Origin of the sequence: Stenotrophomonas humi, from assembly GCF_001431415.1 — a bacterium.
Lineage (GTDB): Bacteria > Pseudomonadota > Gammaproteobacteria > Xanthomonadales > Xanthomonadaceae > Stenotrophomonas > Stenotrophomonas humi.
This window is the reverse complement of sequence record NZ_LDJI01000028.1, coordinates 45,121-66,799: the sequence shown is the minus strand read 5'-3', so window position 1 is coordinate 66,799 and position 21,679 is coordinate 45,121. Positions and strand designations below refer to the sequence as shown.

Below are 21,679 nucleotides of genomic sequence, written 5' to 3'. Positions count from 1 at the left end.
CGTCAGCGACCGCGCTTGCCCAGCCGCAGCGCATCCAACAGTGCGTACAGCGGCAGCCACAACGCCATGCCCAGCAGCGGTGCCCACCAGTAACTCCAGGGCAGCGCCGGCTCATCGGCCATCAGATGGATGGCCGCATCAATCACACGGTCATTGAACAGCAGGCCGCCGATGGCCAGCGCCTGCTGCGACAACGGGAAGAAGCGCAGGCGCGCACGGAAACGCTGCAGGATGAAAGCCATCACCACCAGCCGCAGTGCCTGCTCGCCCAGGATCCCACCGAACATCACATCGGCCAGCAGACCGATACAGAAGGCAAAACCCAGGCCCACTTGATCAGGCGTCTCGATCACCCAGAAAGCCAGCACCAGCGCCAGCCAATACGGGCGCACCGGCTGCAGCAGTTCGGGCAGCGGCACCAGCCCCATCAACAACGCCAGCGCCACACTGGCCGGCAATACCCAGGCTTTGGCACGGAGGCGGCTCATCGGCGCACCTCTGCCGAAGCGGCGGGCGTTGTCTGTGTCGGCGTAGTGGCTGACGGCGCCGGCACTGCGGGTGAGCTGGTCGGTGCAGGCGAAGTCGTGGCTGGCACTTGGCTGGATGGGTTGCTCTGCGCGGCCGGAAGCTGCGCGGGGTCAGGGGTTGGCTTGTGCGACGGGGAAAGGTCGGCGGCGGGCACGGGGGTGCCAGTCGACGCGGCGGGCACCGACGAGGGCTCGATACCGGTCGTTGCCGGCAACTGCGGCACGCTGGCCACCGAGCGCAGCAGCAACACGTTGCGGCCACGGTCGAGCTTGGCAGCCGGTTCCAGCTCGCCCACCAGGAACGCATGGGTGTCATCCGGGCGCAGCTTGAGGATCTTGCCGACCGGGAAGCCGGCCGGGAAACGCCCGCCGAGACCGGAAGTGACGATTTCATCGCCCACTTCCACGCCCGCACTGAGCGGAATGTCCCGCAGCTCCAGGCGGTCGCCGCGACCATAGGCGATCAGCCGCACACCATTGCGTGCCACGGTCACCGGCACGGCATGGTCCGGATCGGTCAACAACAGGACGGTCGAATGACCGGGCGTCACCACGATCACCTGCCCCATCAGACCGCCGGCATCGATCACCGCCTGGCCGACGCGCACGCCGTCGCGGCTGCCCGAATCCAGCACCAGCCGCTGCTTAACCGGGTCCAGGTCGATGTCCAGAATCGGCGCCAGCTGCACATCCAGACCGGCACGCTCGGAGACATTCAACAGTTCACGCAATTGCGCGTTGTCGAGCGCAGCGGTCTGCAGCCGGGTCAAACGCGCATTGGCGACCAGCAGTTGGTTGCGCAGTTCGCGGTTCTCGGCGACCAGCTGGCCGTGACTGGCGGCGTTGTCCTTGACCGACGCACCCAGGCGACCCGGCAGGCCGGCCAGCGCCCAGACCGGCTGCACCACCAGACTGGCCTGCGTACGCAGGCGCGACAGCCAGCCACCCTGGTTGTCGAGCACGATCAAGGTGATGGCCAATGCCAGGTACGCCAGCAGGCGCAAAGTGCTGCTGGCGTCACCCTGTCGGGAGGCTACGGGAGGACCGGCGTAGGGAGGCACGAAATAAGCGCTGGGAGCTGGAAATGGCGAATGGGGAACGGAGACTGGCAAGACACCCGGACTTCAGGCGCGCCAGCTTTCATCGGCGAAACATGGCGGGGTGGGAACCCAGGTAAGCACTCGACAACCCGCGCGCCCTCATTCCCGACTCCCCGTCCCCTGTTCCCCGCATCACTCCGGCGCAAAGAACTCGTTGCCGTGCATGTCCACCAGTTCCAGCGCACGACCGCCACCGCGGGCCACGCAGGTCAACGGATCATCGGCCACCTGCACATGCAGGCCGGTTTCTTCGGAGATCAGGCGGTCCAGGTCGCGCAGCAGGGCGCCACCACCGGTCAGCACGATGCCGCGCTCGGCGACGTCGGCACACAGTTCCGGCGGGGTCTGCTCCAGCGCCAGCTTGACCGCCGAGACGATGCCCGACAGCGGCTCGTGCAGGGCTTCCAACACTTCGTTGGAGCTGATCTTGATCATCTTCGGCACGCCCTCGGCGAGGTTGCGGCCGGAGATTTCCATCTCGATCACTTCCGCCTGCGGGTAGGCGCAGCCGAGCTCCACCTTGATGCGCTCGGCGGTCGCCTCACCGATCAGCATGCCGTGGTTGCGGCGCACATAGTTGGTGATCGACTCGTCGAAGCGGTCACCGCCGATGCGGACCGAAGCCGAGTAGACGATGCCGTTCAGCGAAATCACCGCCACTTCGGTGGTGCCGCCACCGATGTCGATGACCATCGAACCGCGCGCCTCGGTCACCGGCATGCCGGCGCCGATCGCAGCGGCCATCGGCTCTTCGATCAGGAACACATCACGCGCGCCGGCCTCCTCGGCCGATTCCTTGATGGCACGGCGCTCGACCTGGGTGGAACCGGCCGGCACGCAGACCAGCACGCGCGGGCTCGGGCGCAGGAAGCGCGACTTGTGCACCTTCTTGATGAAGTGCTTCAGCATTGCCTCGGTGTAGGTGAAATCGGCGATGACGCCGTCCTTCATCGGGCGGATGGTGGTGATATGGCCCGGGGTACGGCCCAGCATCTGCTTTGCCTCGGCGCCGACGGCAGCCACAGAGCGGGTACCACCGATGGCGCGGTCCTGGCGCACGGCCACGACCGACGGCTCGTTCAGAACGATTCCCTGCCCGCGCACATAGATGAGGGTGTTGGCCGTGCCCAGGTCGATGGACAGGTCATTGGAGAACATGCCACGCAGCTTCTTGAACATCTGGGAAGTGATCCTGAGGGGTGTCGTGCCCACGCCGGTTGGCGAAAAAATGGGCAGAAATTGAGGGCGGTTAGCCTATCAACCCACCATGGCCCGAGCAAGGAGAATCCTTGTAAATTCGGGCCCTCACACCCTTTCCCACGGCCAACGTACAGATTCAGTTCTGGCCGTGCGCCGTTGCAGCCGGTAACCTTATGCGCTTTGGCGCGAATCGCGCCGCACCGCCTGCGCGTGCATGGCGGCGACTTCCCCTTTTTCGCATAGGCCTGTTCGCGATGTCCGCTTTGATCTGTGGTTCCCTTGCCTTTGACACCATCATGGTGTTCCCGGACCAGTTCAAGAACCACATCCTGCCGGACAAGGTGCACATCCTGAACGTGTCGTTCCTGGTGCCGCGCATGCGCCGCGAACTGGGCGGCTGCGCCGGCAATATCGCCTACAACCTGAAACTGCTGGGCGGCAGCCCGATTCCGATGGGCACCGTGGGCCAGGATTTCGGCCCCTACCGGGAACACTTCGAGCGGATGGGCATCGACCTGAGCCAGGTGCGGGTGCTGGAGGACATGTTCACCCCGCAGTGCTTCATCACCACCGACCACGACAACAACCAGATCACCGCCTTCCACCCGGGCGCGATGATGCGTTCGCACGACAACCACGTGAAGGACGTGCCGGGCGTCAGCTTCGGCATCGTTGCGCCGGACGGCCGCGAGGGCATGATCCAGAACGCCGCCGAGTTCCTGGAGTGCGGCATTCCCTTCATCTTCGACCCGGGCCAGGCTCTGCCGCTGTTCAACGGCCCGGAACTGCGCCAGTTCATCGAGCAGGCCGACTACGTGGTGGTCAACGATTACGAGTCCAACCTGCTGCAGGAACGCACCGGCTGGAGCGAAACCGACATCGTCGCCCGGACCAAGGCCTACATCACTACCCAGGGCCCGCGTGGCGCGATCATCCACACTCCGGAAAAGAGCTATGACATCCCGCCGGCGCATGAGCGCCGCGTGGTGGATCCGACCGGTTGCGGCGACGCATTCCGCGCTGGCCTGATCTTCGGCATCGAGAAGGGCTACGACTGGCTGACCATCGGCCGCATGGGCAACCTGATGGGCGCACTGAAAGTCGAACACCCCGGCACCCAGAACCAGCGCTTTGACTTCGCCGAGTTCAATGACCAGTTCAAGCAGCAGTTCGGCTATTCGCTCTGAGCGTTGCCGGATTGATGCAGGAAAAACGGCGCCTCGGCGCCGTTTTTTGTTTGTCGATCGATGTCGCAAAGAGCAGGCAGCACCACTCGCAAGGCGAGCGTCACTTGCTACCGCGCGATCACCGCGCTGCTGCTGCACCAGCACTCCAACAGCTCGGCGCAATCACGCACCTGCCAGCGTGCCATGCCCGGCCACGGATCGCCGGGCTGATTGACCAGCACACCCGGCACGCCCGCCGCGTGTGCGGTGGCCAGGTCGTAGTAGTGATCGCCGACCATGCGCATCGCCGCAGGCGCCACCTTCCAACGCTCGACGAAGAACTGCAGGCCGGCCGGTGAAGGCTTGGGTGCAACTTCCCAGCGACCGATGACCTCCTGCGCTGCAAAGCAATCGTCCAGACCAATCGCCGCCAGCGTCACCTGCGCCAGTTCACGCGCATTGCGGGTGAGGATGCCAAGCCGGCAACCGGCGGCCTGCAGCGCGCGGATCAGCGCCACCGCGCCCGGTGCCGGCGTTGCCGCCAGCGCCAGCGCATGTTCGTGTTCCATCAGCCATGCATGGCTCTGTGCCGCCTGCTGCGCAGGCAGGGTGGCCAGATGCTGCAGGATGTCGGACTCGGCCGGTACGCCCAGCTCGCGACGGATCAATGCGAAGTCATGCACCGGCTCGGTCAACGTGCCGTCCATGTCGAAAACCCAGTGGCGGCTGTTGCCCACCGCGCTGATCGCGGCGGCGTGTTCCACGGCATTGATCACCCGGCTCAATCCCAGTTCGGCATCTGGTTGCCGTCCAGGCCGCCAACCTCGAATACCGCCTTGCGGGTGCCGCCCGCCTTCACCGGGAACTCGATCTCGATGACCTTCGCCCGGCGCGCCTGACGCCACAGGCCACGGTTGTCGACGATGAACATGGCGATGGCTTCGTCGGTGTCCGGGCGATTGGCGGCCATGGGGCGCGCAGCACCGCCATCCACGCTCACCTTGACCTGGCAGCTGCGATAGCAGTCCTTGGCGAAGTCACTGCTCTGCAGCACCAGATAGGCATGGCGCTTCCACTCGGGGTGATCGCGGAACACCAGATTCACCTGCTTGGCCGGGCTGCCATCCACATCGACACGGTCCTTGCTGTAGATCGCCGCCGAGCGCTGCGTGCCGCCCTTCACCGGCACCTGGTTGTAATTCCACAGTGCCTGCATGCGACGCAGCTCACGCGATGCATCGGCTTTCTCTTTCACTTCGGCAAAGCCCGGCTCGATGCGCTTTGCCGCTTCCGAATCAGGGAACTGATCCATCAACGACGCGCCGTGGATCTTTGCCTTTTCCCAGTCCGCACCGTTCACCGCCGCGTCGTACAGCTTGCCGATTCCCTCGGCATCCGCCTCACGCTTGGCGCGTTCCTGTGCGGCAATGGCTTCCTGCTGCTGCCGCTCGGCCTCCGGGTTGCTGCACGCGGCCAGGGCGACGACGCACAAGGCGCCAAGGATCAAAGGTTTCATCAGACTGCTCCATGGAAACGGGCGCGACGCCTGGCCGCGCGACGGCGTCCACTTTAAACATCCATGCGCTGGATTGCTTGTGCCCGGGAAGCGTGGTGATGGAGGGAAGACTCGTTTGCAGTGCGTTGTCTGTGTGGCTCTTGATGCCATCGAAAACCCTGTCGCCCATCCCCTGCCCTCATTCCCCTGTCAGGAGCCCTTGGCGCCACCAATGCGTCGAGGGCGCCGGCGTCCTGATGTCCAGACGCTCGCCCATCTGCGGTGCGGTCAACGCAACACCCTGCGCTGCAGCCAACGCCGTGATCCGCTCGAACGGCTCGGTCCATGGATGCAGGGCCAGATCAAACGTACCGTTGTGGATCGGCATCAGCACCCTGCCGCGTACGTCCAGATGCGCCTGCAGGCTCTGCTCGGGCTGCATGTGCACATCGGGCCAGTCGGCATCATAGGCACCGGTCTCGATCATGCTCAGGTCGAACGGGCCGTAACGTTCACCAATCCGCGCGAAGCCATCGAAGTAGCCGCTGTCGCCACTGAAGAAGATGCGGGTGCGGCCGGTATCGATCACCCACGACGCCCACAGCGTGCGGTTGCCATCGGACAGACCACGCCCGGAGAAATGCTGCGCCGGAGTCGCGACAACCTTCAGCCCCTCCACCCGCGCTTCCTGCCACCAGTCCAGCTGCGTCACCTTGGCTGCCGGTATGCCCCAGCCGATCAAGCGATCACCAACGCCCAGCGCGGTCACGAAATGCTGCACCTTCGGTGCCAGCGCCATGACCGCAGCGTGGTCGAGGTGATCGTAGTGGTCGTGGGAAATGATCACGCCGGTGATCGGCGGCAATGCGTCGATGGACAGCGGCGGCGCGTGGAAACGCTTGGGGCCCATGAACGACATCGGCGAGACACGCTCGGAAAACACCGGGTCGGTCAGCCAGAAATGGCCATCCAGCTTGAGCAGCATGGTGGAGTGCCCGAGCCGCCACAGGCTGTCATCCGGTGCGTCCAGCAACGCCTGTCGGGTCAGCGACTGCACCGGAATCGGCGCCTGCGGGCTGGCATCGGCCGGCTTGTCGAACAGGAACCGCCACAGCGCCCCGACCGTACGGCCGAAGCCCAACGAGGTCTTGGCGACCGGATTGTGGAAGCGGCCATCGCTGAACTGCGGCGAATGGTCATAGGCGGCGGCCGGATGCGCACCGCAGTTCAGCAGGCCAATGGACATGGCGATCAACACCGTAAGAAGAAGGAGAAAACGTGGCAGGCGACGCTTCATCGGGGCTTGCCCTGAAAAGTACACTTGCGAGTCTACTTCCATTTTCCGGAAAGTAAACTGAACGGTGTAAAATGGTGGCATGACTGCCTCCAGCCGCCCTGCCCGCCTCACCGACCGCAAGCGCGCCGCCATCCTGAAGGCGGCGGTCGCCGAGTTCCGCGCGTTCGGTTTCGCCGGCACCAGCATGGACCGCATCGCCGCCACCGCCGAGGTGTCCAAGCGCACGGTCTACAACCACTTCAGCAGCAAGGACGAGCTGTTCACCGCCATCCTGTGGCAGCTCTGGGAAGCCAGCCGCGCGTTGGAAAACGTGAGTTACGAACCGGCCCGGCCGCTGCGTGAGCAACTGCTCGCCTTCCTGGCGCAGAAGCTGCGCCTGCTCAGCGATCCCAGCTTCATCGATCTCTCGCGCGTGGCCATCGCCGAACTGGTGCATGCGCCGGAGCGCGCACGCGCCATGATGGACAAGCTCGCCGAGAAGGAAGAAGGCATGACTACCTGGATGCGTGCGGCGCAGGCCGATGGCCGTCTGCGTACCGACATCGCACCGGCCGATGCGGCCCATCAGCTGCAGGGCATGGTCAAGGCGTTCGCGTTCTGGCCGCAGATCACACTGGGCCAGCCACCGCTGGACGAGGCCGCACAGCAGCAGTTGATGCACGACTGCGTGGACATGTTCCTGGCACTGCGCGCACTCAAGCCCTGAGTTCACAGGCCCAGTGAAAGACGGACGCCTCCGCTGCTTCATTCAACCGACAAGCCGAGCGACAAAGTCCGGGCTTCGTTGAACCAACGACAGCCCCCATCAGCCTCACCTGACCGCGTTACCTATGACACTGCGGCGGTCACAAGGCCGTCCCTACACTGCGGCAACGCCCTCGGGGCCCTAACGCAGATGCTCTACGTGCCTACTTCCTGGAAGTTGCTTTCACCGCTGCTGCTTGCACTGCCACTGAACGCCCTTGCCGCCGATCAATGGATCGTGGCAACCGATCTGTGGGGCAACACCAACTACCAGACCTTGACGTTGGATATACAGGGCAAGCAGGTCGCAGGCACCCTGGACAGCGCGCCCGTAACCGGTGTGCTGACCGGCAAGCAACTGCAGTTCACGGCAACGGAAAGTGATGGGCAGGTCTACCACTTTGATGGCCGCATCGATGACGCGCGCATGCAGGGCCGCAGCGATCAACCCGACACCAACAACCGCAGTGCGCGCGCGGCGCATGCATTCAGCGCATGGCGTGTGCCCTCGCGAGCGGCAGCCGCACCACGACTGCACACCTTCACGCCGACCGACTATTCCAACACCTTCAACGCGGACCGTGCGCCGGTACTGGTGATATGGCCGGGCGATTCGGTGCAGACCAGGACACTGGATTCCGGCGGTGTGGATGAGAAAGGCATCACCCGTGCGTTGTTCGGCAATCCGCAGGTTGGGCCGTTCTTCGTCGCCGGCGCCGAGCCCGGCGATACGCTGGCGATCACCATCAACTCACTCAAGCTCAACCGCGACTACGCCGACAGCCTTGACGGGATCGTCGGCCGCCTGAAGACGCCGCGCATCGCCACCGAAACCTCGGCGCTGGGCAACCCCGTTCGCTGGGAACTGGATCGCGTGCGCGGCATGGCGCGACCGCAGGGGGCGAGCGGCGCATTGAACAATTTTGAAATTCCGGTCAAACCCATGCTCGGCGGTCTCGCCGTTGCCCCCGGTTTTGGCTACCCGCCCTTCTCCACCGGCGACACCAGCGATTTCGGCGGCAACATGGATTTCAACGCCGTGGTCCAAGGCAATACGGTTTATCTTCAGGTGCAGCAGCCGGGTGCGTTGTTGTATCTGGGAGATGGCCATGCGTTGCAGGGCGATGGTGAAACCAGTCAATGGGCGCTGGAGACATCATTGGATGTGGTCGTGCAGGTTGAACTGATCAAGAAGCACTCCATCGCCACACCGCGCGTGGAATCGCCGACACAGATCATGACCTTGGGCCAAGGTGGTTCCAGCGATGATGCACTCCGCCTGGCAACTTCGGGGATGCTGCAGTGGTTGCGCCAGTCCTATGACCTGGATATGTCGCAGGCTACCCAGGTGATGGGCGTGGCAGTGCAGTACAGCGTGGCCAACCTTGCAGGTCGCAGCGTGGGTGTGGCGGCAAAGATCGACAAGTCGGTGTTGAAGGGCTTGCCGGCTGCTGCGGGGAAGACTGGCAAGTGAGTCTTTTTGCTTTCTGTTTTTCGCTGTTGAGTTCCGTCATTTCCGCGCAGGCGAGGACGAAGGCACAGGAAGGACAGCAACAACAAAGCGAAGCAAGAAAAGCGGTGGTCAAAGCGACGCCGGAACGAAGCATCCACTGAAGTGGAAACAATACAAACAACAACGGCGGGCTTGCGCCCGCCGTTGTCCTGTTTCACATCCTGGCCGATTACTGCTTCGGCGCTGCGTCCTGCTTCGGTGCGGCAGCTTCCGCCTTGGCGATCATGTCTTCCACCGAACCGGTGGTGATCGGGTGGTAGCCCGGCTTGGCCTTGGCGAACACGTCCTTGGCGAAGGCCAGACCTTCCGGCGTCTTCAGCAGTTCTGCGTAGATCGGCAGGATCAGCTTGCGACGACCCACCCGCTGGATGAACTCACCGGCAGCTGCCTGTGCTTCGCCGTAGCCACTGCGAATGGCCAGCGGGTACCAGCGCATGGCGATTTCGCCGTTCGGCGTGCCGGTGAAGTGGTATGCCTTGTCCAGCTGCGCCATCTTTGCGACCGGCAACGTCTGGCCCAGGCCATCGATGAAGCGCACCCATTCCTGCGTGCCCCACTCGTTGGTCACCTGCGCGTTAGGCACGTTCTCGCTGCCCAGGAAGGCAATGCGTGCGGTGTCGACCACGGCGAAGTTGCGCGAACGCGCCTTGGTGGCGAACGCCGGGATGCCCGGCTCTTCCAGCCACGCCTTCAGCTCGGCCTCGGTCACGGCCGTGGGATTCTTCGGCAGCAGGTTCTTCTGCATGTAGGCGACGAACTGGTCGGTGTTGGCGCTCTGGAACGCATGGTCGTTGAACCAGCCGCGCAGGAACGGATCGAACACCTCGCGACCGAAACGCTGCTCCAGGAACTGCAGGAACCAGGCGCCCTTGACGTAGGCGACATTGCTCAGCGCTTCGTCCGGATCACGCTCGTTGAGCGGCGGCAGTGCCAGTGCCTGGTCGGCCGGGCTCATGTCCTTCACTTCATTGAGCAGATCGGTCTGGTCGATCTCGCGCTCCATCTCGGCCATTTCCGTGCCGTACAGCGCTTCGGTGATGCGGCCCTGCACGTAGGTGGTGAAGCCCTCGTTGAGCCAGATGTCCTTCCAGCTCGCATTGGTCACCAGGTTGCCGGACCAGCTGTGCGCCAGTTCGTGCGCGACCAGCGACACCAGCGACTTGTCACCCACGATCACGGTCGGGGTGGCGAAGGTCAGGCGCGGGTTCTCCATGCCGCCGAACGGGAACGACGGCGGCAGCACTAGCATGTCGTAGCGGCCCCAGCGGTATTCGCCGTACAGGTTTTCGGCGGCACCGATCATCTTCTCGGTGTCTTCGAATTCCTTGGCGGCCTTGGCCACCATGGTCGGCTCGGCCCACACGCCGGAACGTGCGGAGATCGGCTCGAACACCACGTCACCGGCAGCGATGGCCAGCAGGTAGGACGGGATCGGCTGCGGCATCTTGAAGGCGTAGTCGCCATCACGCGCGGCCTTGGGATCGTTGTCGGCGCTCATCAGCACCATCACGTCCGGGCGGCTGGTCACGTGGGCGCTGTAGGTGAAACGAACGCTCGGGGTGTCCTGCAACGGCACCCACGAACGCGCGTGGATGGCCTGCGACTGGCTGAACATGAAGGGCAACTTCTTGCCTTCGGTCATCGACGGATCCAGCCACTGCAGGCCGGAGGCGGTCGGTGCGGTGTGATACGTGATGCGCACGCTGGCCGGCTGTTCCGGCGTTTCGATGCTCAACTTGCTGCCGAACACCTTGTCGGCCGGCGCCAGTGCGAACTGCAGCGGCGAGGCGGCGCCATCGGCGGCCACGGCTTCGACCTTCTCGACCGTCAGTTCACGCGTGTCGAGCAGCAGCTGCTTGGCTGCCTTGTCCTTCCACTCCAGCGTATAGGTGGCGGTGCCACCAATCTGCTTGGTGTCGAAATCGACCTTCAGGTCCAGCGCCAGATCCTTGATGACGACCTTGTCCGGCTCGGCATAGGAACTTTCATCGTGGCTGCGGCTGACGGTATTCACGGCGGCGGCGGGCTTCTGGGCGACGGGGTCGACGGTGGGCGCAGCGGGTTCTTTGGCACAACCGGCGACAAGCGCCACGGCCAGGGGCAGCATCAGGAACGGAGAACGCATTGATGTAGAGCCGGTTCAGGGAACAACCGCTGATTTTAAACCCGATTGGCCATTCCCGATGCGGCACTGCGGCGAATCGCCCCGCACGGAAACGAAAGGAGCGGCTTTCGCCGCTCCCTGCCCGCATTCATGCGTTCGACCGAAACCTCAGAGCTTGTAACCGGAATGGATCGAAACGATGCCGGCACTGAGATTCTTGTAATGGCAGCGGCCGAAACCGGCCTCGGTCATCATCGCCTTCAGTGCTTCCTGCGGCGGGTGCTTGCGGATGCTTTCAGCCAGGTACTGGTAGCTGTCAGCGTCGCCACGGGCGAACAGCTTGCCCAGCTTCGGCAGCACCTTGAACGAATGGAAGTCGTAGATCGGCTTGAACCAGTCCAGCGTCACTTCGGAGAACTCCAGCACACGCGCCTGGCCACCGACCTTGAGCACGCGGTACATCTCGCGCAGGGCCGCGTCCTTGTCGGTCACGTTGCGCAGGCCGAAGGAAATGGTCACCAGGTCGAAGCTCTGGTCCGGGAACGGCAGCGCCTCGGCGTTGCACTGCACCCAGTCAAAGCCGGACACGTGGCCGCGGTTGATCAGACGGTCACGGCCCACCGACAGCATGCCGGCGTTGATGTCGCCCAGCACCACGCTGCCTTCATCGCCCAGACGCTCCTTCAGCAACACCGCGATATCGCCGGTACCGCCAGCCAGGTCCAAGGCGCGATCGCCGGGCTTCACCTGCGCGGTGGCCACGAAGTAACGCTTCCACAACCGATGAATGCCAAGGCTCATCAGGTCGTTCATCAGGTCGTAGTTGTCGGCCACGGAGGTGAACACCTGGCCGACAAGCTTCTGCTTGTCCTTGGCCGGTACATCGCGGAAGCCGAAGTGGGTGGTGCCGCTCTTGTAGGGGGATTCGCTCATGCCCGCAATTATCGCACCGACGGCGCGCAACGTCGTCGGTGCGACCAAACGCCGCAGCTATCATGGCCCCTTGCCGGCGCGCCCAGCGCCTTGAGGACTCCGCATGATCACCACCCCCGACTACCGCGCCCTGCTTGAAACCGCCGTTGCCGAAGCCCGCCAGGGCCTGGCTGAGGGCGGCATTCCGATCGGTGCGGCGCTGTACCACAACGATGGCCGGCTGCTCGGCTGCGGCCACAACCGCCGCATCCAGGAAGGCGACCCGTCCATCCACGGCGAGACAGACGCGTTCCGCAAGGCCGGCCGCCAGCGCGGCTATCGCAACACCATCATGGTCACCACCCTGGCCCCGTGCTGGTACTGCAGCGGACTGGTGCGCCAGTTCAACATCGGCACGGTGGTGGTGGGCGAGTCGGTCAGCTTCGGCGGCGGCATCGAATGGCTGCGCGAGGCCGGGGTCAACGTCATCGACCTGAACGACGCCGGCTGCATCGAGATGATGGGCCGCTACATCGCGGAGAACCCTGACATCTGGAATGAGGACATCGGCGAGTGACAAAGATGACCCGGCTCTGACCGGTTTCACTCCAAAATGAGACATCTGCAACGAAATCGTAAGGGAGTCGGGCTATGCTCGGGGCACAGGGGCTCTGCCATGGAGGTGAAGCGATGCAAGTCATGCCTATCCAGAACCGCAGTCGGCGGTCACTGCAGGAAGCCAGCCACCGCTTGCGGCGGCACTACGACCGTTATCGCAGCTCCGCGCCCTTCTGGGATGCTTACCAACAGGTGCAACGCGAACTGGTGAGCGCCTTCCCCGAGCACCAGGCCGAACTGTGCAACCGCCTGGCCGTGTTCGCCCAGCGCCTGGGTGCCGTTGAAAAGGCACAGCTGCTGGAAACGGTGGACCTGGAGTGATGACCGCGCCGTCAATGACAGCCATGAAAACGCCGGGGCCCGCCCCGGCGTTTTTTGTTGCAGCAGCCATGCCCGCAGTGTCCGGCCAAGCCTGGCACGGGAGTTCCCGCTAGAGCTTCGGCGGAGCACGGCACTACTCCCGCCTGCTGAAAAAAAACACCAAAAAAAAAACGCCGGGCAATGCCCGGCGTTTTCAGTATCCATGTCGCCGCGCGTTACTTCGGCAGGTCGCCGTTCCTGGCCAGCTGCTTGCGGTTGAACACGCGCTGCACCACCACGAAGAACAGTGGGATGAAGAACAGGCCCAGCAAGGTGCCGACCACCATGCCGCCCAGTACGCCGGTACCGATGGCGCGCTGCGCACCGGAACCCGCACCGGAAGCAATGGCCAGCGGCAGCACGCCCAGGCCGAACGCCAGCGAGGTCATGATGATCGGACGCAGACGGTCACGCACGGCATGCATCGTCGCTTCGATCACACCCGCCCCCTTCTCCAGGTGCTCCTTGGCGAATTCCACGATCAGGATCGCGTTCTTCGAGGTCAGGCCCACCGTGGTCAGCATCGCCACCTGGAAGTAGACGTCGCGCTCCATGCCACGCATGGTGTTGGCCAGCACCGCACCGAGGATGCCCAGCGGCGCGACCATCAGCACCGAGGTCGGCACCGACCAGCTTTCGTACAACGCGGCCAGGCACAGGAACACGATCAGCAGCGACAGCGTGTACAACAGTGGCGTCTGCGAACCAGCCTCACGCTCCTGGTAGGACACGGCCGTCCACTCGATGCTGAAACCGGCCGGCAACTGCTTGGCCAGCTTTTCCACTTCCAGCATCGCGTCACCCGAGGCCACGCCCGGTGCGGCTTCACCCTGGATCTCCAGTGCCGACACGCCGTTGTAGCGCTCCAGGCGCGGTGAACCGTAGTCCCAACGCTGGCTGGCGAAGGCCGAGAAAGGCACCATCTCACCGACGTTGTTCTTCACCGTCCACAGCGTGAAGTCTTCCGGATTCATGCGGAAGCCGTCATCAGCCTGCACATAGACGCGCTTCACGCGGCCACGGTCGATGAAGTCATCGATATAGCTCGAACCCCAGGCCGTGGCCAGCGTGTTGTTGATCGCATCCAGCGACAGCCCATGCGCACCGGCCTTGGCCACGTCGATATCCAGACGCAGCTGCGGGGTGTCATCCAGACCATTCGGGCGGACATTGGCCAGCATGCTGCTCTTGCCTGCCATGCCCAACAGCTGGTTGCGCGCATTGACCAGCGCGTCATGGCCCTGCCCGGCGTTGTCCTTCAGGAAGAACGAATAACCCGACGCGATACCCAGCTCCGGCATGGCCGGCGGCGGGAAGGCGAAGATGAAGGCGTCCTTGATCTGGCCCAGGGCCGCCATCGCACGCCCGGTGATCGGGCCCACGCCCTGATCGGCACTGCGCTCGCTCCAGTCCTTGAGCTTGACGAAGGCCATGCCCGAGTTCTGGCCCATGCCCGAGAAGCTGAAGCCCTGCACCGAGAACACCGATTCCACCGCGTCCTTCTCGTTGTTCAGGAAGTGATCTTCCAGCTTGTAGATCGACTCCAGCGTGCGCTCCTGGGTAGCGCCGACCGGTGCCTGCACCAGCGCCATCAGGATGCCCTGGTCTTCGTTGGGCAGGAACGAACTGGGCAGCCGCGCGAACAGCACGCCCATCACCACCGCCAGCGCCAGGAACACCGCCATGAAGCGACCCGGACGGGCAAGAATGCCGCGCACGCCGCGCTGGTAGGTACCGCTGGTGCGGTCAAAACCGTTGTTGAAGGCGTTGAAGAAGCGACCCGACAGGCCCTTGTGCGCGACGTGGTGCTCGCCCTTCTTCAGCGGCTTGAGCATGGTTGCGCACAGTGCCGGGGTCAGCACGATGGCGACCAGCACCGACAATGCCATCGCCGACACGATGGTCGCCGAGAACTGCCGGTAGATCACGCCGGTGGAGCCACTCATGAAGGCCATCGGCACGAATACCGCCGACAGCACCAGGCCGATGCCGACCAGCGCACCGGTGATCTGGCTCATCGATTTACGCGTGGCTTCCAGCGGCGACAGTCCTTCCTCGGACATGATGCGCTCGACGTTCTCCACCACCACGATGGCGTCATCCACCAGCAGGCCGATCGCCAGCACCATCGCGAACATGGTCAGCATGTTGATCGAGAAGCCCAGCACCGCAAGGATGCCGAACGTACCCAGCAACACCACCGGCACGGCGATGGTCGGGATCAGCGTGGCGCGGAAGTTCTGCAGGAACAGATACATCACCACGAACACCAGCACGATGGCCTCAAGCAGCGTCTTGACCACGCCCTTGATCGACACCTTCACGAACGGCGTGGTGTCGTACGGAATCACAGCGTTCATGCCACGCGGGAAGTTCGCCTTCAGCTCTTCCAGGGTCTTGCTCACGCCCTCGGCGGTTTCCAGCGCGTTGGCGCCGGTGGCCAGGGTGACGGCCAGGCCGGAGGCCGGCTTGCCGTTGTAGCGGGTGACGAAGTCGTAGGTTTCCGCGCCCAGTTCAACCCGGGCCACATCGCCCAGCTTCAACGTGGAACCGTCGGTTTCGGTCCGCAGCACGATGTTGCGGAACTGCTCCGGCGTCTGCAGGCGGTCCTGTGCGTTGATGGTCGCATTGAGCTGCTGGCCCTTCACCGCCGGCGCGCCGCCCAACTGACCCACCGCAACCTGCGCGTTCTGCGCCTTGACCGATGCGGTCACCTCATCAACGGAGACCTTGTAGGTCTGCAGCTTGTTCGGATCCAGCCAGATGCGCATGGCGTACTTGCCACCAAACACCTGGATGCTGCCCACGCCCGGCACGCGGCTGAGCGGGTCAACGACGTTGGAGCCGACGTAATCGGAGATGTCGTTCTCGTCCATGCTGCCGTCTTCGGACACGAAACCGATGACGTTGAGGAAGCCGGAACTGGACTTGGCGACGTTGATGCCCTGGCGCTGCACTTCCTGCGGCAGCAACGGCATGGCCAGCTGCAGCTTGTTCTGCACCTGCACCTGCGCGATGTCCGAGTCGGTACCGCTTTCAAAGGTCAGCGTGATGCTGGCCTGGCCGTTGGAGGAGCTGTTGGACGAGAAGTACATCAGCCCGTCCAGGCCCTTCATGTTCTGCTCGATGATCTGCGTCACCGAGTCCTCGACCACCTTGGCCGAAGCACCCGGATAGTTCGCCGAGATCGACACCGCCGGCGGTGCCACTTCCGGGTACATCGAGATCGGCAACTTGAGCATCGCCAGCGCGCCGGCCAGCATGATGATGATGGCAATGACCCACGCGAAGATGGGCCTGTCGATAAAGAAGCGAGCCATGTATTTCTCCGCTTACTGCTTGTCAGCCGGCGCCGCCGCGGCGGGCGCGGCAGCAGCAGGCTTGGCGGATTCGGCACCCTTCTCGGTGGCTTGTACCGGCATGCCCGGACCGATCTTCTGCAACCCTTCGACGATGACCTTGTCACCGGCCTTCAGACCGCTTTCGACCAGCCACTTGTCGCCGATGGTGCGGCTGACGGTGACCGGGCGCTGTTCAACCTTGCCTTCCGCATCGACCACCATCGCGGTGGTACTGCCCTTGGGATCGCGGGCAATGCCCTGCATCGGCACCAGCAGCGCATTCGGGCGCACGCCACTGCCCAGCACGGCACGCACGAACATGCCCGGCATCAATACCTGCTCGGGGTTCTCAACGCGGATGCGCAGGCCATAGCTGCCCGTGGAAGGATCGACACTGACTTCGGAGAACTCCAGCTTGCCCTTGTGGGCAAAGGGGGTGCCATCTTCAAGCACGATGTCCACCGGCAGCTCGGAAGCGCCTTCCAGGCGCCCTTCGGCCAGTTCACGGCGCAGCTGCAGCAGCTCGGCCGAGGACTGGGTGACATCGATATAGATCGGATCGAGCTGATTGATCGTCGCCAGTGCAGCCGCCTGGCCGGCGCTGACCAGCGCGCCCTGGGTGACCGAGGACTTGCCGATCTGGCCACTGATGGGCGCGGTGATGCGGGCATAGCCCAGCGTCACGTTGGCCGCATCCAGCGAAGCGCGTGCAGCAAGCACGTCGGCCTCGGCCTGCTTCCAGGTGGCCTGTGCGTTTTCGTTGTCCTGCGCGCTGATGACCTGCGACTTGACCAGCGCCTCGCTGCGGCGTGCAGCCAGGCGTGCGGCATTTGCCGTGGCTTCGGCGCGTGCCAGCTGCGCGCGTGCGCTGTTGGCCTGGGCGCGGTAGGCGGCGTCATCCAGCTGGTACAGCGGCTGACCTTCCTTCACCAGACTGCCTTCAGTGAACAGGCGCTTGGCAACAATGCCACTCACCTGCGGACGAACTTCGGCTACCTGGTAGCTGTTGGCGCGGCCCGCCAGCTCACGCTTCAACGTGACCGGTTCAGCCTTCAAAGTGACCACAGTGACCTGACCCGGGCCACCCTGCGGGGGAGCTTCTCCACCGCCTTTGCACGCGGCGAGCGCGAGGGTCAGGGCAAGAGAAAGCGCGAGAACACGGCAGTTGCTGATTCGGGACATTGGAAGGCTCGAAAGGGAAGTGACGCTCGCAGAACGTGGCTGGCAACCCCCACCAGCGGCACACGGACTGTGCACATACGTTACGGGGAGAGCCATGGGGCTGCCACCACAAACACAGCCCGGGCATCCTGCGAAGCAAGCTGCGGGAATATACATACATGCATGGATGTTTGTAAACGACTACACTCCGGGCCGGTTCATCCAGCATTTGCACAACGCAATGGCCAGAAAAACCAAAGAAGAGGCGCAAGCCACCCGCGAAGGCATCCTCGATGCGGCCTTGGCGTGCTTCCATGAAACCGGCGTGGCGAGCACCTCGCTGGCGGCCATCGGCGAGCGCGCCGGGTATTCGCGCGGCGCGGTGTACTGGCACTTCAAGAACAAGACCGAAGTGCTTGAGGCCATCATCCACCGTGAGCGCATCCCCTTCATCAAGCGCCTGCACCGCACCTACTCGCCCCACCGCGTCACCCCGGTGCTGGACCTGCGCTCGGCGATGCTGGTCTCGGTGAGTGAGCTGGCCAACGAACCGCGCCTGCGCAACATGATGGAGATCATGCTGCGCAACGATCTGTCGGCCGAAAGCCTGGCCATGCAGAAGTTGCAGCACGACAGTCTCGACGAAGAACTGGCGATCTTCCGCCGCGCGCTTGAGCGTGCACAGGAATTGGGACAACTGCGTGACAACGTCGATGCGGCCACCGCCGCGCGCATCCTGTATGCCGGCGTTACCGGCGTGCTGTACAGCGCGATGATGGAGCCGGAACGTTTCGACCTGGAGCGCGACAATCTTGAAGCGATGGACGCGCTGCTCTTCTATTACGTGAAGCCAGGCGTGTTCAGCCCCGGCGACCCACCCTCCCCGCTGCCGGATCCCGACGAAGTCGATTGAATTCGTTGGCCGCGTGCACGGTAGAGCGCAGCCATGCTGCGCTTTGGCATGCCTGATAAAGCCTCTGCCGAGCATTGCTCGGCACTACGCGCCTTCCTGCAAAAAAAACGGCAGCACCGAAGTGCTGCCGTTCCTTTCCTCGCGAAAACCGCCCGTTACAGGATGTAACGGCTCAGATCCGGGTCCTGCACCAACTCACCCAGATGCTTGTTCACGTAGGCACTGTCGATGGTGATGGTTTCGCCATCACGATCCGGCGCTTCATAGCTGAGCGAATCCAGCAGACGTTCCAGCACCGTGTGCAGACGCCGCGCACCGATGTTCTCCTGACGCTCGTTGACCTGGAACGCGATCTCGGCAAGACGGTCCACCGCATCAACCGTGAAGCTCACCTTGACGCCTTCGGTCGCCAGCAGTGCTTCGTACTGCTTGGTCAGCGCGGCCTTCGGTTCGGTGAGGATGCGCACGAAATCAGACTTGGTCAGCGCGCCCAGTTCCACACGGATCGGGAAGCGACCCTGCAGCTCGGGAATCAGATCGCTTGGCTTGGCAAGATGGAACGCGCCCGAAGCAATGAACAGGATATGGTCGGTCTTGATAGTGCCGTACTTGGTCGACACATTCGAGCCTTCCACCAGCGGCAGCAGATCGCGCTGCACGCCTTCGCGCGACACATCACCGCCGCCGACGTTGTCACCGCGCTTGGCGACCTTGTCGATTTCATCGATGAACACGATGCCGTGCTGTTCGCAGGCCTCGATCGCCGCCGTACGGATGTCGTCTTCGTTGACCAGTTTGCCTGCCTCTTCCTCGATCAGCAGCGGACGCGCCGCCTTGATCGTCAGCGTGCGCTTGTTCGACTTGGCGCTACCCAGGTTGGCGAACATCGACTTCAACTGCTGGCCCATTTCCTCCATGCCCGGCGGGGTCATGATGTCCATGCTGACATTGGCAGTGACGTCCAGCTCGATCTCACGCTCATCCAGCTCACCGGCACGCAGCATGCGGCGGAACTTGATGCGGGTTTCATTGTCGCCGGCCGATGGCTCATTGCGTGCCGCCTCGGCATCAAAACCGATGCCGGCACTACGACGCGGCAGCAGCGCATCGAGGATGCGGTCTTCGGCCTTCTCTTCAGCCTGCGTGCGCACGCGCACCTTGGCCTGCTCGCGATACAGCTTGACGGCGGTATCGGCCAGGTCGCGGATGATCTGCTCCACGTCCTTGCCGACATAGCCGACCTCGGTGAAGCGCGTGGCTTCCACCTTCACGAACGGCGCATTGGCCAGCGTGGCCAGGCGACGCGCGATCTCGGTCTTGCCGACACCGGTCGGCCCGATCATCAGGATGTTCTTGGGCATCACTTCGTTGCGCAGCTCGCCGGGCAGCTGCATGCGACGCCAGCGGTTGCGCAGTGCGATGGCCACCGCGCGCTTGGCGTCGTGCTGGCCGACGATATGCCGATCCAGCTCCTGCACGATCTCGCGCGGGGTCATGGTGGCGGAAGAAACTTCGATCTTGTGAGTCATGTTTTGACAGCCGGAATAGGGAATGGGGAACGGGAGGGCGCGTCAGCGGGCAGGAGGCAATAGCCGGGCTCGACCTTCCCTGCCTTCAACTCAAAGTTCTTCCACCACCACATTCTTGTTGGTGTAGATGCAGATGCCGCCGGCAATGTTGATTGCCTCCATCGCCACCGTCCTGGCATCCAGTTCGGTGTGCGCCAGCAATGCGCGCGCCGCGCTCAGTGCATAGGAGCCGCCGGAACCGATGGCGATGATGCCGTCCTCCGGCTCGATCACATCGCCGGTACCACCGATGATCAGCGAGGTTTCACGGTCGGCCACTGCCAGCAGCGCTTCGAGCTTGCCGAGACGGCGCTCGGTGCGCCAATCCTTGGCCAGCTCCACCGCTGCGCGGGTCAACTGACCATGTTTTTCGAGCTTTGCTTCAAACAGTTCGAACAGGGTGAAGGCGTCCGCAGCAGCGCCGGCGAAACCGGCCAACACCTGACCATCGCGGCCAAGCCGGCGCACTTTGCGTGCGTTGCCCTTCATCACCGTGTGTCCCAGCGTGACCTGGCCGTCACCGGCAATCGCCACATGTTCGCCGCGACGCACGCAGCAGATGGTGGTGGCATGAAAAACGTTCGGGTTCTGACTGGGGTCCATACGGCCTCCGGGATACTGTTCAACGGTAATGGGGACGTGTTGGCCGCGATCAAGCCTGCCCCCTCCCCTGCCCGCGACAGCCAGCGTTCAGAAAAACAGCGTCGTCGTGCCGAACCCGGCTCGGCATCACCCACCCCGTGGGGGCTCAGTTCCCTTGCCCACGCGGGGATAAGTTGCCTGCCTATGGTTTGAGCTTGGCGTGACTCGGCCGGTCCGGCTCCGGTTCGATGCCCCATGCCACATACCAGTCCTCGCCCTGCGTCTCGACCGGATGCTGGGTGCGCCCGGAACCATTGCCGCATGCCAGTGCATCGGTAGCGCAGTAGCGATCACAGCCCCAGCAGATGCGTTCGGGGTGTTTGGGTTTGAGTGGGAATGGCTTGGCCATTTCGGCACCTCCGATTGACCCCGACAATGCGCGCCCATCGATGAGGCCGCCCTGATGGAAATCAATTGCAACGCATTCACCTGACCGCTGCTCAGCTGACTGCGGGTTGTCTGCGTCTGGCGCATGGGATTGAGCCTTGCCGACGCGATTGGCCCGGCACGAATAACATCCGTAACGGGCATGATGAAGATGCACATACGCCACCGCTTCATCGTCGAAAGCACGCTGCAGCCATACCGCCACTGCCGTGCCGTCACACACCTCCGCATCGATGATCTGATGCGCGGCGTCATAGGCGCGCAGCGACATCAGACGGTGAAGCATCGCCATCGGGATTTCATCGACCGCAAGATCGGCAGCCACTGCACCGCGCCGCACGAAGATCGGACCACTGGCCCGGTACGGCGAATCTGCCGGCTGATGTTGATAGGGCAGAAGCAACAGCTCTTCGCCGACTGCCGCATCCAGCAGACTCACCCGACACGGAAATGCCTTGGCCTCATGCGCCACCACGCGCTTGATCTGGCGCGCGGCAAGCGCGGCATCATCCAACTGGAACAACGCTGCGAAGTCGTCGGCATTCAAGCCGTGCAGGACGAAGGATGTCATTGCATGCTCCTTGTTTGGAGCACGCAGCTTGGGCCAGGCACATAGTGCGACGCTCGCCGT

General features: G+C 63.6%; 19 protein-coding genes. 6 read left to right on the top strand and 13 right to left on the bottom strand.

The window, feature by feature from the left end; all coding sequences use genetic code 11:
* Positions 1–2: 2 nt before the first annotated feature.
* From mreD to ABB26_RS15165, 3 genes are all read right to left on the bottom strand, one after another.
* Positions 3–488, bottom strand: a complete 486-nt coding sequence (gene mreD / locus ABB26_RS15175; protein ID WP_057635542.1) for a rod shape-determining protein MreD — start codon at positions 486–488, stop codon at positions 3–5.
* Complete coding sequence (mreC, locus tag ABB26_RS15170) at positions 485–1,588, bottom strand: rod shape-determining protein MreC (RefSeq protein WP_057635541.1); 1,104 nt, start codon at positions 1,586–1,588, stop codon at positions 485–487. Before mreC ends, mreD begins: the two co-directional genes overlap by 4 nt.
* Before the next feature lie 171 nt (positions 1,589–1,759).
* A complete protein-coding gene (locus ABB26_RS15165) occupies positions 1,760–2,806 on the bottom strand; it encodes a rod shape-determining protein (protein WP_017355500.1) in 1,047 nt (348 codons plus the stop codon).
* A gap of 275 nt (positions 2,807–3,081) precedes the next feature.
* Between ABB26_RS15165 and ABB26_RS15160 the strand changes: the two genes are divergently transcribed.
* A complete protein-coding gene (locus ABB26_RS15160) occupies positions 3,082–4,014 on the top strand; it encodes a carbohydrate kinase family protein (RefSeq protein ID WP_057635540.1) in 933 nt (310 codons plus the stop codon).
* 107 nt (positions 4,015–4,121) lie between these two features.
* Here the strand turns inward: ABB26_RS15160 and ABB26_RS15155 are convergent, their stop codons facing one another.
* The 3 genes from ABB26_RS15155 to ABB26_RS15145 form a co-directional block, all read right to left on the bottom strand.
* Entirely contained in the window at positions 4,122–4,700 is a 579-nt protein-coding gene (locus ABB26_RS15155; protein ID WP_083490869.1) for an HAD family hydrolase, read from the bottom strand.
* Positions 4,701–4,774: 74 nt separating this feature from the next.
* Positions 4,775–5,509 carry a hypothetical protein gene (locus ABB26_RS15150; RefSeq protein WP_057635539.1) on the bottom strand — a complete coding sequence of 245 codons (735 nt, stop codon included), beginning with the start codon at positions 5,507–5,509 and terminating at the stop codon, positions 4,775–4,777.
* 178 nt (positions 5,510–5,687) lie between these two features.
* On the bottom strand, positions 5,688–6,734 hold the full coding sequence (locus tag ABB26_RS15145) for an MBL fold metallo-hydrolase (RefSeq protein ID WP_083490868.1): 1,047 nt from the start codon (positions 6,732–6,734) through the stop codon (positions 5,688–5,690).
* Between the two features lie 130 nt (positions 6,735–6,864).
* Here ABB26_RS15145 and ABB26_RS15140 point away from each other — a divergent pair, with 130 nt between their 5' ends.
* Positions 6,865–7,491: a TetR/AcrR family transcriptional regulator gene (locus tag ABB26_RS15140; protein ID WP_057635537.1), complete on the top strand. Its 627-nt coding sequence runs from the start codon at positions 6,865–6,867 to the stop codon at positions 7,489–7,491.
* Between the two features lie 198 nt (positions 7,492–7,689).
* Positions 7,690–9,003, top strand: coding sequence for an acetamidase/formamidase family protein (locus ABB26_RS15135; protein ID WP_211261976.1), 1,314 nt, complete (start codon positions 7,690–7,692; stop codon positions 9,001–9,003).
* Between the two features lie 208 nt (positions 9,004–9,211).
* Here ABB26_RS15135 and ABB26_RS15130 read toward each other — a convergent pair whose 3' ends face one another.
* A complete protein-coding gene (locus tag ABB26_RS15130; protein ID WP_057635535.1) occupies positions 9,212–11,167 on the bottom strand; it encodes a M1 family metallopeptidase in 1,956 nt (651 codons plus the stop codon).
* 147 nt (positions 11,168–11,314) lie between these two features.
* Positions 11,315–12,079, bottom strand: coding sequence for a bifunctional demethylmenaquinone methyltransferase/2-methoxy-6-polyprenyl-1,4-benzoquinol methylase UbiE (ubiE, locus tag ABB26_RS15125; protein WP_057635534.1), 765 nt, complete (start codon positions 12,077–12,079; stop codon positions 11,315–11,317).
* Between the two features lie 103 nt (positions 12,080–12,182).
* Here ubiE and ABB26_RS15120 point away from each other — a divergent pair, with 103 nt between their 5' ends.
* Both ABB26_RS15120 and ABB26_RS15115 read left to right on the top strand, forming a co-directional pair.
* Positions 12,183–12,635: a nucleoside deaminase gene (locus ABB26_RS15120; RefSeq protein WP_057635533.1), complete on the top strand. Its 453-nt coding sequence runs from the start codon at positions 12,183–12,185 to the stop codon at positions 12,633–12,635.
* A gap of 113 nt (positions 12,636–12,748) precedes the next feature.
* Positions 12,749–12,997 (top strand): hypothetical protein, encoded by a 249-nt coding sequence (locus ABB26_RS15115; RefSeq protein ID WP_057635532.1) that lies wholly within the window; start codon positions 12,749–12,751, stop codon positions 12,995–12,997.
* Positions 12,998–13,212: 215 nt separating this feature from the next.
* Here ABB26_RS15115 and smeE read toward each other — a convergent pair whose 3' ends face one another.
* Complete coding sequence (gene smeE, locus ABB26_RS15110; protein ID WP_057635531.1) at positions 13,213–16,356, bottom strand: multidrug efflux RND transporter permease subunit SmeE; 3,144 nt, start codon at positions 16,354–16,356, stop codon at positions 13,213–13,215.
* A 12-nt stretch (positions 16,357–16,368) separates the two neighbouring features.
* Positions 16,369–17,559 (bottom strand): efflux RND transporter periplasmic adaptor subunit, encoded by a 1,191-nt coding sequence (locus ABB26_RS15105; RefSeq protein WP_057635530.1) that lies wholly within the window; start codon positions 17,557–17,559, stop codon positions 16,369–16,371.
* Positions 17,560–17,779: 220 nt separating this feature from the next.
* Here ABB26_RS15105 and ABB26_RS15100 point away from each other — a divergent pair, with 220 nt between their 5' ends.
* The gene (locus ABB26_RS15100) at positions 17,780–18,451 is read left to right on the top strand and encodes a TetR family transcriptional regulator (RefSeq protein WP_057635557.1); all 672 of its coding nucleotides are present in this window, start codon (positions 17,780–17,782) and stop codon (positions 18,449–18,451) included.
* A 155-nt stretch (positions 18,452–18,606) separates the two neighbouring features.
* On the opposite strand, the gene hslU is transcribed toward ABB26_RS15100, so the two are convergent.
* The 3 genes from hslU to ABB26_RS19625 all read right to left on the bottom strand — a co-directional run bounded on the left by hslU (position 18,607) and on the right by ABB26_RS19625 (position 21,619).
* Positions 18,607–19,980: an ATP-dependent protease ATPase subunit HslU gene (hslU, locus tag ABB26_RS15095; protein ID WP_057635529.1), complete on the bottom strand. Its 1,374-nt coding sequence runs from the start codon at positions 19,978–19,980 to the stop codon at positions 18,607–18,609.
* Between the two features lie 90 nt (positions 19,981–20,070).
* Entirely contained in the window at positions 20,071–20,622 is a 552-nt protein-coding gene (hslV, locus tag ABB26_RS15090) for an ATP-dependent protease subunit HslV (protein WP_057635528.1), read from the bottom strand.
* Between the two features lie 181 nt (positions 20,623–20,803).
* Positions 20,804–21,619 carry a DUF1203 domain-containing protein gene (locus tag ABB26_RS19625; RefSeq protein WP_245626236.1) on the bottom strand — a complete coding sequence of 272 codons (816 nt, stop codon included), beginning with the start codon at positions 21,617–21,619 and terminating at the stop codon, positions 20,804–20,806.
* Positions 21,620–21,679 lie beyond the last annotated feature (60 nt).